Raw genomic sequence first — 8,525 nt, 5'->3', positions numbered from 1 at the left:
ACACTACTCGTGCCGAAGCTTGCGCTTCGGCTTTTTTATTACCAACCTTTAACGACGCCACCTTTGAATATGGCTGAAGCCGCGTTGTAGACTTCATCTGTCTGATAAGCTTTGACAAAATTTTTCACATTGTCAGAGTCAACATTGCTTTGACGCGCGACGATAAGGTTTACGTATGGAGATTCTTTATCTTCCACAAAGATACCGTCTTTTTGTGGGGTTAAATCGATGGAACTTGCATACGTGGTGTTGATGACGGCAAGGGCTACATCGTCTAAAGAACGTGGCAACTGTGCTGCCTCTAATTCAACAATACTCAGGTTCTTCGGGTTGCTAGTAATATCTCTTACCGTAGCTAAAAGTCCCACATCTTTACGTAAGTTAATTAGTCCTTGTTGCTCTAACAGAATTAAAGAACGGCCAAGATTGGTTGGGTCATTAGGTACGGCAATACGTGCACCATTTTGGATCTCATCTACTGATTTTACTTGTTTTGAATAACCTGCGATAGGATAAACAAAGGTGTTACCTGCGATTGATAGTTTGTATCCTCTATCTACAATTTGCTGATCTAAATAGGGCTTATGTTGGAAAGCATTAATATCAACAGAACCATCATCCAATGCAGCGTTTGGAGTAACGTAGTCCGTAAAAGTAACCAATTCGACATTTAAGCCATAATCATTTTTTGCCACTTTTGCCGCGACCTCTGCAACTTGTGCTTCTGCACCTGCCATAACTCCGACTTTAATTGTATTTACGTCAGCATTTTTATCACCGCACCCAGTTAAGACGAGTGCCGATGAAGCAATAGCTAGAGCAAGCAAGCTTTTGAGATTAAATTTCATTGATATCTCCGTATAATTTTTATGTTGTGTTAGCGATGGTCAACACGGCGAACGACCGCATCACCAATTGTTTGAATGATTTGTACTAAGATGATCAGCATGGCAACCGTTACTGCCATTATAGTGACATCATAGCGGTGAAACCCATATCTAATTGCAACGTCTCCTAAACCTCCGCCACCGACAGTTCCAGCCATTGCTGAGTAGCTGACCAAAGTGACGAGCGTGATAGTGACAGAATTGATTATTGTCGGCATTGCTTCAGGCAATAGCACTTTATGGATAATTTGTAATGGGGTAGCTCCCATAGATTGAGCAGCTTCAACCAGTCCACTGGGGACTTCAATCAAGGCGCCTTCGATTAATCTTGCGACAAAAGGAATAGCACCAATCGTTAAAGGTACAATGGCAGCAGTGGTGCCAATAAAGGTACCGACAAGTAACTTTGTGACGGGAATAATTGCGACCATTAATACCAAGAAAGGTACAGAGCGCCCAATATTGACGACGGCACCGAGAGCTTTGTTTAACCTAGTATTTTCTAAAAGCCCACCTTTTTTGCTAGTGTGTAGAATGACCCCAAGTGGTATACCAACAATAAAACCAACTAGACCTGCAGCGCCAACCATATAAATGGTTTCCCATGTCGCATTGATTAAAAGGTTTGAATTTAAGCTAAACCAATCGGCTATTTGATCAAAGGACATAACCAAGTACCTCTACTTTTACTGCATTTTCACGAAGAAACTCAATGGCATCTGTATCGCCTTGTTCGCTACCAAATAACTCAGCGACCATCATGCCAAATTTAACTCCTCCGGCGTAATCGAGATCCGAGTTGAGAATGCTGACATCAATATTAAATTTGCGTGCTATTTGAGTGATAAGAGGAGCATCTACCGTGCTTCCAGTAAACTCCAATCGCACTAATGGATGACTTCCAGCGACACGTTCTTCTGAGATTCGAGTTTGATAATCCTCAGGGATCGATAAGTCGAGCGTAGAGCGTATGAATTGATGTGCAAGTTCTGTCTTTGGATGAGCAAAAATTTCGCCGACAGAACCTTTCTCGACTAATTTACCCGCGCCTATGATAGCAACTTGGTGGCAAATACTTTTTACTACATCCATTTCATGTGTAATCAACAACATAGTAATCTTGAGCTTGCGATTAATGGTTTTTAATAGCTCAAGGATAGATTGAGTTGTAGCTGGGTCTAGCGCACTTGTTGCTTCATCACATAACAGAACCTTTGGATCTGAGGCCAGTGCTCTCGCTATAGCAACACGTTGTTTTTGACCGCCACTCAGATTTGCCGGATAGCTTGAATGTTTATCAGATAGGCCAACCAGTTCTAACAGTTCTGTGACTTTTTGGACAATTTGGCTGCGACCTCTTTTTGCCAATTCGAGAGGAAGTGCAACGTTGTCAAAAACAGTTCGCGAGGAAAGTAGATTAAAATGTTGAAAAATCATTCCGATATTCTGGCGAGCTCGGCCCAATTCTGATTTATTCAATTGAGTTAAATCGATGCCGTCAACAAAAACTTGTCCTGAAGTTGGAGCTTCGAGCATATTGACACATCGGATCAAAGTACTTTTCCCTGCACCCGATGACCCTATTACACCGAATATCTCGCCTTGTGGAATACTAAGGTTAATATCTTTTAGGGCATAGATTTCTTGCTTACCCTGATAGAAAATTTTATTTACGTTTTGAATTTCAATCATCTGTAAATCCGCTATTGCGACAGTAAATTCTTTGAGCTGTATCTCATTAATAGGGGGATGCTAGGGGTTTGCTGGATTTGTGTCAATAGATATTTTTACGTCTAGACGTCCAAACGTTCAATTTGCTTGATTTATCTTTATTTTGCACGTGCTGAAATAAATAAAGCGTGCAATAATTCTCTATTAACCGACTTAAAAAAGAGAAAACAGTTTTGTCAAAACCAGCAGTATTTTTGGATCGAGATGGCGTTATCAATGTTGATCATGGTTATGTTCATGATGAGCATGATTTTGAGTTTATCGAAGGTGTGTTTGAAGCAACTAAGTTACTCAAACAACAAGGTTATCTGTTGGTTCTTGTAACAAACCAGTCTGGCATTGCTCGCGGTAAGTTTAGTGAAGACCGTTTTTTGTCTCTTACGCAATGGATGGATTGGAATTTCGTCGACCATGGTGTTGAATTTGATGGTATTTATTACTGTCCTCATCATCCTGAATATGGCCAAGGGGCGTATAAACAGGATTGTGAATGCCGTAAACCCAAACCAGGAATGTTTATTTCTGCAAAAGAGTTTCTTGATATTGATATGGAAAAGTCGGTGATGGTCGGGGACAAGGCTGAAGATATCATGGCAGCAACGGCTGCTGGTGTAGGTACTACAATTTTAGTTAGAACGGGAAAACCAGTCACAGAAAAAGGCCAAGCCCTTGCTGGTGTCGTTTTAGATAGTATTGCAGATGTACCGAGCTATTTAACCAAATAACACGGTAAGGAAGGAGCTCCGATATATTTGGAGGCATAATGAAAGATAAGTATTTTGTCCTTGTGTTGTTCGTCGCTGGCCTTTTTGCATGTGTGAGTGAGGATGATGAAGGTAGGAGCCCATATCTTGGGCCCTATTATCATTATCAATGCAATCTTGATAAGACTTTTCAATTAGCGTTTATGCCAAATGAACCAGATGTACTTCTCCGATTACCAAAAAGAGACTATCGCTTGCAGAGAGCAGAAGCAGCATCAGGTGAAAAATATACACTTCACGCAAGCTCAACGGACGACTTTGAGCCTGTTTCTTTGCATCTAAAAGGGAATCATGCGTTTTTGAGTCTGGGCTCTGAAATCTATCGTAATTGTATTACTCCGTAAGCTAGAAGTTTTACGATAGGGAAAAATCGAATGAGAAATAAAAAAGACCAGCTTTATGCTGGTCTTTTTTATATGGTGGAGGGGGACGGATTCGAACCATCGAAGGCAGTGCCAGCAGATTTACAGTCTGATCCCTTTGGCCACTCGGGAACCCCTCCAGGGCGTTTTATACTTAATTGACGTTTTCCCAACACGTTAACCAAGTGTTTTACACAGCTTACTCACGAGTAGTTGTGTGAAATATGGTGGAGGGGGACGGATTCGAACCATCGAAGGCAGTGCCAGCAGATTTACAGTCTGATCCCTTTGGCCACTCGGGAACCCCTCCAAGGGTGTTTTATACTTACTGATGATTTCCCAACACATCACTAAAGTGCGGAGCGAATCATAGCAAACTCGTAAAAGCTGTAAAGACTTTTCTTGTTATTTTGAATTGAGTGATGTCTTTTTCAACAAAGTTGGAGATAATTTAATGTAAGGTACTCATGTTTAATGTTTTTACGTGCACAATATTCCTTACTTTACACTACTTGACGTTTGTAACCCGTATTAAAGGGTACACTATGGAAAAGCCTCTTATGCGAAGTTTCTCAATGGATAAAACAACTCATCTCACTTATTTGTGCCTTTTTTTTATGATTTTTACGTCAACTTCATACGCCCAATATAAGCGTAACTCGGATGTTGCCGTTGTGACCGAGCGAGTCAAAAGTGTGCTCATACCACAAGTATTAGAGTTGATTGGAAAATTTGAGGCAGAGCAAGCTGTTGATATATCGTCACAAGTAAATGGCAAAGTGGTGAGTGTTCCAATTGAAGCAAACCAAAAAGTTGAACTTGGACAATTGCTAATCAAATTGGATGATGAGAAGGCGATAGCAAGCCTAGCTGAAGCCAAAGCCTACTTGAAGAACGAAAAGAGGAAACTATCAGAGTTTGAGCGGTTATTAGAAAAAAGTGCAATGACACAAACAGAGATAGATGCTCAACAAGCCAATGTTGATATCGCCATATCCCGACTGGACCTTGCTCAAGCTAATCTAAATGACCTTCATATTAGAGCCCCCTTCAGAGGAAATGTGGGCTTGATAGATTTTAGTCGTGGCAAGATGGTCAGTGCTGGAGAGTCATTATTGAGCCTCGATGACCTCAGCATTATGCAGCTAGATTTACAGGTTCCTGAACGTTATTTAGCAAAGTTGTCACTTGGAGCGGAAGTTGAGGCCAAAAGTGAAGCCTGGCCTGATGAAATCTTTTACGGGAAGGTGGTGGCTTTAGATAACCAAATCGACAGCAATACTTTAAATATCAGGGTGAGGAGCCGATTTTTAAACGATTCTCTTAAACTTAAGCCTGGTATGTTGGTGTCCGCTCGAATTAATTTTTCTCCTGTCTCGGCTTCTATTATTCCTGTAAAAGCACTCGAGTATTCTGGAACCAAACGCTTCGTTTACGTAGTTGGGGACAATGACAAGGTCGATCGCAGAGAGGTACAGCTAGGAGCTCGAGCTGACAATCAAGTCGTGATAGAAAAGGGACTTTTGGTTGGTGAGCAGATAGTCACTCAAGGGCTTATTAATATGAGAGACGGCGTAAAGGTTAAAGTGCTGAATGAAACAGCGCAGTCTGATAGCAGTAAAGCGAATAACGTAGGAGAAAATTAATGCTTCTGTCCGATGTTTCGGTAAAAAGACCTGTTGCTGCCATCGTTCTCAGTTTACTGCTGTGTGTTTTTGGTTTCGTTTCTTTTTCCAAGCTTCCTGTGCGAGAAATGCCAGATATTGACAATCCCGTGGTATCGATTACGACGCGTTATGATGGTGCTTCTGCAACGATAATCGAGAACCAAATCACCTCTGTACTCGAAGAACAACTGTCAGGGATAAGTGGCATTGACCAGATTTCTTCTGTCACGAGAAATGGTATTTCTCGCATCACCATCAACTTTGAGCTCGGTTATGACCTTAATACGGGGGCGAGTGATGTAAGAGATGCCGTTGCTCGAGCGCAGCGTTCCATACCTGATCAAGCTGATGAGCCTACGGTCTTCAAAAATAATGGTTCTGGCGAAGCATCACTTTATATTAATTTAAGCTCTAGCAATATGGATCGTACTCAGCTTACAGATTATGTTGAGAGAGTGCTCTTAGACCGGTTTAGCCTAATTTCTGGAGTGAGTGCAGTTAATGTCTCTGGCGGTTTGTATAAAGTAATGTATGTAAAGCTGGACCCAATACAAATGGCGGGTAGGAATGTCACAGTTTCCGATATCACCACAGCTTTGCGTAAAGAGAATATTGAAAGCCCTGGCGGGCAGATACGCAATGATCAGATAGTCATGTCTGTACGCACCGATCGGGGTTATAGCAGTGAAAAAGACTTTCAATCCTTGGTGGTAAAGAAAACGTCCGACAATTCTCCCATTTATCTTAGAGATGTAGCGGATGTTTATATCGGAGCAAAAAATGAGGACTCAACCTTTAAGAGCGATGGTATTGTCAATGTCAGTATGGCCATTGTTCCTCAATCTGACGCTAATCCTTTAAACGTGTCTAATCTTGTTCATAAAGAAGTCGAAAGGGCGCAAAAATATTTACCTCAAGGATCGAGATTGGCAATTGATTATGATTCCACGGTGTTTATTGAACACTCTATTTCTGAAGTTTATCGAACGATATTCATTACAGGTGGATTAGTCGTGCTCGTGCTCTACATTTTTATTGGTCAAACTCGTGCCACCTTCATTCCTGCCATTACAGTCCCTGTCGCATTGATCTCTGCTTTTATTGCCGCTTACTTTTTTGGTTTTTCAGTGAACCTGATTACCCTAATGGCTTTAGTTCTATCTGTTGGTTTAGTCGTTGATGATGCGATTGTGGTGGTGGAAAATATTTACCATCATATTGAAAGCGGAGAGAAACCTTTGCTGGCGGCTTTCAAAGGCGCTCGAGAAGTCGGTTTTGCGGTAATCGCCACGACCTTAGTGCTGGTTATGGTATTTTTGCCTATATCGTTTATGGACGGCATGGTTGGATTACTTTTCACTGAATTTTCGGTGCTGTTGGCAACATCGGTTTTATGCTCATCGTTGATCGCACTGACGTTAGCTCCAGTCCTTAGTAGCAAGTTACTTAAAGCGAATGTGCAGCCGAATCGATTCAACAAACTTGTCGATCGTTTATTTGCCGCATTATCGCGCCGTTATCGAGAGCTATTGAGCAGGTGTATGGGGCTTCGGTGGGGCGCGCCTTTTTTTGTTTTGGCGTGCATCGGTACAAGTCTATTTTTGATCAATCAGTTGCCAAACCAATTAGCACCATCGGAAGATCGTGGGGTACTGTTTGCTTTTGTTCGTGGTGCCGAGGCAACCAGTTACAACCGTATGGCTGCCAATATGGATCAAGTTGAGGAACGGCTGTTGCCTCTTGTTGGGCAGGGTTTTTTAAAGTCTTTTAGCCTTCAATCTCCGGCCTTTGGTGGTAATGCGGGAGACCAAACGGGTTTTGTTATTATGATTCTCAATGACTGGAGTGAGCGCAGCGTTTCTGCACAAAAAGCTTTGGGGCAAGTAAGAAAAGCACTCTCTGGTATCGCTGATGTGAGAATATATCCATTTATGCCAGGCTTTCGAGGAGGCTCAAGCGAGCCCGTCCAATTTGTTCTCGGTGGTACCGATTATACGGAGCTAAAAGAGTGGGCTGAGAAGTTAAAAATTGATGCTGAGCAATCTCCATACATGGAAGGTGTTAATATTGACTATTCAGAAAAAACACCAGAGCTGGTGGTAAGTGTTGATAAAGCTCGAGCTGCCGAAATAGGTATTACAGCTGAAGAAATATCACAGACCTTAGAAGTTATGCTTGGAGGGAAAAGTGAAACAACTTTTGTCGAGCGCGGAGAAGAATATGATGTGTATCTGCGTGGGGATGAAAATCACTTCAATAGTGCCTCTGATCTCAGTCGAATTTACCTTCGCACTTCGACAGGGGCGCTTATTACGCTGGACGCAGTTACCCAGATAGAAGAAGTAGCATCCTCGATAAAGTTGTCACATTACGATAAACAAAAATCGATCACTATTTCGGCTAATCTTTCTAATGGCTATACGTTAGGTGAAGCGCTTGACTATCTCGATGCAAAGGCACTAGAGCAGCTTCCAAAAGATATTTCTATCCGCTATGCCGGTGAATCTAAAGATTTCAGAGAGAGTCAATCCGGTGCTTTGTTTATCTTTGTTTTAGCGCTGCTGGTGGCCTATTTAGTACTGGCTGCACAATTTGAGAGCTTTGTTAACCCATTAGTCGTCATGTTTACCGTACCTATGGGAGTTTTAGGTGGTTTATTGGGCCTGTATGTGATGAATCAAGGCTTTAATATTTACAGTCAAATAGGCATGATAATGTTGATTGGAATGGTGACAAAAAATGGAATATTGATCGTTGAATTTGCCAATCAGTTGCGCGATCGCGGCATTGAGTTTGAGAAAGCCATTATTGATGCATCTGCTCGTCGTTTGAGGCCGATAATGATGACCGCGTTTACGACGCTTGCGGGGGCGATTCCGTTACTATTATCGACAGGTGCAGGCTTTGAAAGTCGATTAGCCGTTGGAACGGTCATCTTTTTTGGTATGGGTTTTGCCACTTTGGTGACTTTATTTGTTATTCCACTCATGTACCGACTAGTGTCAATCAATACACATTCTCCAGGCTATCGAAGTACAGAGTTGGAAAGTGAGCTACGGCATCATGGTAAAAGTCGTTTATCACATGGAGAAATGGAATAAAATAAATTTTAAA

The 8,525-nt window shown here is 41.9% G+C and carries 7 protein-coding genes and 2 tRNA genes; 4 read left to right on the top strand and 5 right to left on the bottom strand.

What is annotated here, in order from left to right; genetic code table 11:
- Positions 1-38: 38 nt before the first annotated feature.
- From RH40_RS07485 to metN, 3 genes are read right to left on the bottom strand one after another with little or no spacing between them, the layout of a single operon-like run.
- Complete coding sequence (locus RH40_RS07485) at positions 39-848, bottom strand: MetQ/NlpA family lipoprotein (RefSeq protein WP_009600829.1); 810 nt, start codon at positions 846-848, stop codon at positions 39-41.
- A 29-nt stretch (positions 849-877) separates the two neighbouring features.
- Positions 878-1,555, bottom strand: coding sequence for a methionine ABC transporter permease (locus tag RH40_RS07480; RefSeq protein WP_009600828.1), 678 nt, complete (start codon positions 1,553-1,555; stop codon positions 878-880).
- Positions 1,545-2,579, bottom strand: coding sequence for a methionine ABC transporter ATP-binding protein MetN (gene metN, locus RH40_RS07475; RefSeq protein WP_009600827.1), 1,035 nt, complete (start codon positions 2,577-2,579; stop codon positions 1,545-1,547). The genes RH40_RS07480 and metN overlap by 11 nt, the downstream gene beginning before the upstream one ends.
- 212 nt (positions 2,580-2,791) lie before the next feature.
- On the opposite strand from metN, the gene gmhB reads away from it, so the two are divergent.
- Together gmhB and RH40_RS07465 are read left to right on the top strand one after the other, a co-directional pair.
- Entirely contained in the window at positions 2,792-3,343 is a 552-nt protein-coding gene (gmhB, locus tag RH40_RS07470) for a D-glycero-beta-D-manno-heptose 1,7-bisphosphate 7-phosphatase (protein ID WP_009600826.1), read from the top strand.
- A 38-nt stretch (positions 3,344-3,381) separates the two neighbouring features.
- Entirely contained in the window at positions 3,382-3,726 is a 345-nt protein-coding gene (locus tag RH40_RS07465; RefSeq protein ID WP_009600825.1) for an MliC family protein, read from the top strand.
- A gap of 73 nt (positions 3,727-3,799) precedes the next feature.
- Here RH40_RS07465 and RH40_RS07460 read toward each other — a convergent pair.
- A tRNA-Tyr gene (locus tag RH40_RS07460) sits at positions 3,800-3,884 on the bottom strand.
- Between the two features lie 85 nt (positions 3,885-3,969).
- Positions 3,970-4,054: transfer RNA gene (locus RH40_RS07455), tRNA-Tyr, on the bottom strand.
- A 265-nt stretch (positions 4,055-4,319) separates the two neighbouring features.
- Between RH40_RS07455 and RH40_RS07450 the strand changes: the two genes are divergently transcribed.
- Both RH40_RS07450 and RH40_RS07445 read left to right on the top strand, forming a co-directional pair.
- A complete protein-coding gene (locus RH40_RS07450; protein WP_039954414.1) occupies positions 4,320-5,390 on the top strand; it encodes an efflux RND transporter periplasmic adaptor subunit in 1,071 nt (356 codons plus the stop codon).
- Positions 5,390-8,512, top strand: a complete 3,123-nt coding sequence (locus RH40_RS07445) for a multidrug efflux RND transporter permease subunit (protein ID WP_009600823.1) — start codon at positions 5,390-5,392, stop codon at positions 8,510-8,512. Before RH40_RS07450 ends, RH40_RS07445 begins: the two co-directional genes overlap by 1 nt.
- Positions 8,513-8,525: the final 13 nt, after the last annotated feature.

It is taken from the genome of Vibrio caribbeanicus ATCC BAA-2122 (assembly GCF_000165125.1).
Taxonomy (GTDB): Bacteria; Pseudomonadota; Gammaproteobacteria; order Enterobacterales; family Vibrionaceae; genus Vibrio; species Vibrio caribbeanicus.
Note: the sequence above shows the minus strand (reverse complement) of the source record. Positions and strands in the feature narration are given on the sequence as shown.